The organism is Synechococcus sp. WH 5701, from assembly GCF_000153045.1.
Classification (GTDB): domain Bacteria; phylum Cyanobacteriota; class Cyanobacteriia; order PCC-6307; family Cyanobiaceae; genus Regnicoccus_A; species Regnicoccus_A antarcticus.
Genome location: NZ_AANO01000094.1, coordinates 1 through 1,318 on the forward strand (window position 1 = coordinate 1; position 1,318 = coordinate 1,318).

At 58.4% G+C, this 1,318-nt stretch carries 2 protein-coding genes; one reads left to right on the plus strand and one right to left on the minus strand.

The window, feature by feature from the left end; translation table 11 throughout:
- Positions 1–1,071, minus strand: a 1,071-nt coding sequence (locus tag WH5701_RS00580) for a poly A polymerase family protein (protein WP_006169871.1), incomplete at its 3' end; no start/stop codon positions are given.
- On the opposite strand from WH5701_RS00580, the gene WH5701_RS16290 reads away from it, so the two are divergent.
- A complete protein-coding gene (locus tag WH5701_RS16290) occupies positions 1,064–1,315 on the plus strand; it encodes a Ycf34 family protein (RefSeq protein ID WP_006169872.1) in 252 nt (83 codons plus the stop codon). The two genes, WH5701_RS00580 and WH5701_RS16290, sit on opposite strands and share 8 nt — an antisense overlap.
- The last annotated feature ends 3 nt before the right edge of the window (positions 1,316–1,318 follow it).

The window sequence follows — 1,318 nt, forward strand, 5'->3', positions numbered from 1 at the left end:
ATCGAGGGGCATGGTTGGGTGAAACAAGGGATCGTTTGGATCACGCCAGCGTTTCAGCCATTGCGGCTGCAGCTCCTTTGGTAGATCAAGGATCAAAGCTGCAAGATCGCCTTCGAGCTCCAGATGCAGTTGGAGTCGTTCCTGTTCTGGTAAGGCCTCAGGTTGCTGTTTTGCTTGCAGACCCCAGTGGCGCAGTCGTGCACAGCGCTGTTGCAGCATCTTGCTGGCCTTGAGCCGCTTGAGGCCGTCGTCGCTGATGAGCTTTGTTAAGCGAGCCAGGGGAAGGGCAATAGTCGCCTCCTCGGCGTTCAACAGCGTTGTGTCGTACGAAGCGGCTGTTGGTGTTGTTGTGGCCCATGGTTGGAGCAATGGCCATTGCTCCAGGAGGTGAAGGGCTTGGTCTGCATGGGGGCCTTTCACGAGCCGTTGCAGTTCAGCCAGGATGCGTTCAGGGGCTGACACCACGAGGGCTTGGCGATGTCGCTGGATCCACTCCCCCGTTTGGGCATCGAGCACCAGAGGGATCTCCGCCAGAAACCGCAGGCCTCTTAGAAGGCGTAGAGGGTCGTCGAGGAGGTTCTGTTCGCGTACAGCGCGCAAGCGTCCATGCTTCAGATCTTCTAAGCCTCCTGTCGGGTCACATAGCGGGGCAAGCGGCTGGAGTGGGAGAGCAAGGGCATTGAGGCTGTAATCACGTCTCCACAGGTCGTCTTCAAGGCCATCACCCTCCTGTCGGGCCACATCGATGGTCCATCCATTGATCACGAGTCGGGCGATGTCTCTCTGCTCATCCAGCACTACATGCTTGCCCCCGAAAGTCTTCGCAAGACGGGCGGAGTGTCGTAGAGCATCGCTGCGCACAACGAGATCAAGATCGGGATGTGGGTTGTGGCGGCCAAGAAATGCATCACGCACAGCACCGCCCACGAGAGCTGTGCCTTCCGGCAGCTGGTCGATGGAGATCGGCCAGGCGTCTGGATCGAGCTGTCTCAGCAAGAGCCGGGCCTGCTCGTCGGGAGCAGCGTCAGCCATCAGAATGGAATCTCTGTCGACATTGGGAGGCATGTGCATCTGCGTGGATTGCCGCTGGGTCGACCGTTGTCAGGCCTATCACGCAGTCGAGCGTCAGCATGGTGTTGATCACCTTTCTGCTGAGCCAGACCTGGAACCGAAAGCTCCCAAAATTCATATTTCTGTGATGGATTTACCCGATGGCCAGGTGGGGGTTGAGTGGGATGTCAGGGCTTGCGACAGCTTTGAGGCTGAAGTCGGTCGATGGCAGCGTCTACGCCCTGGTGAGGCGATTCCTACATGAGTG

Coding starts and splice junctions, on each gene's coding strand:
- WH5701_RS16290 (WP_006169872.1), top strand. CDS start 1,064: ATGTGCATCTGCGTGGATTGCCGCTGGGTCGACCGTTGTCAGGCCTAT.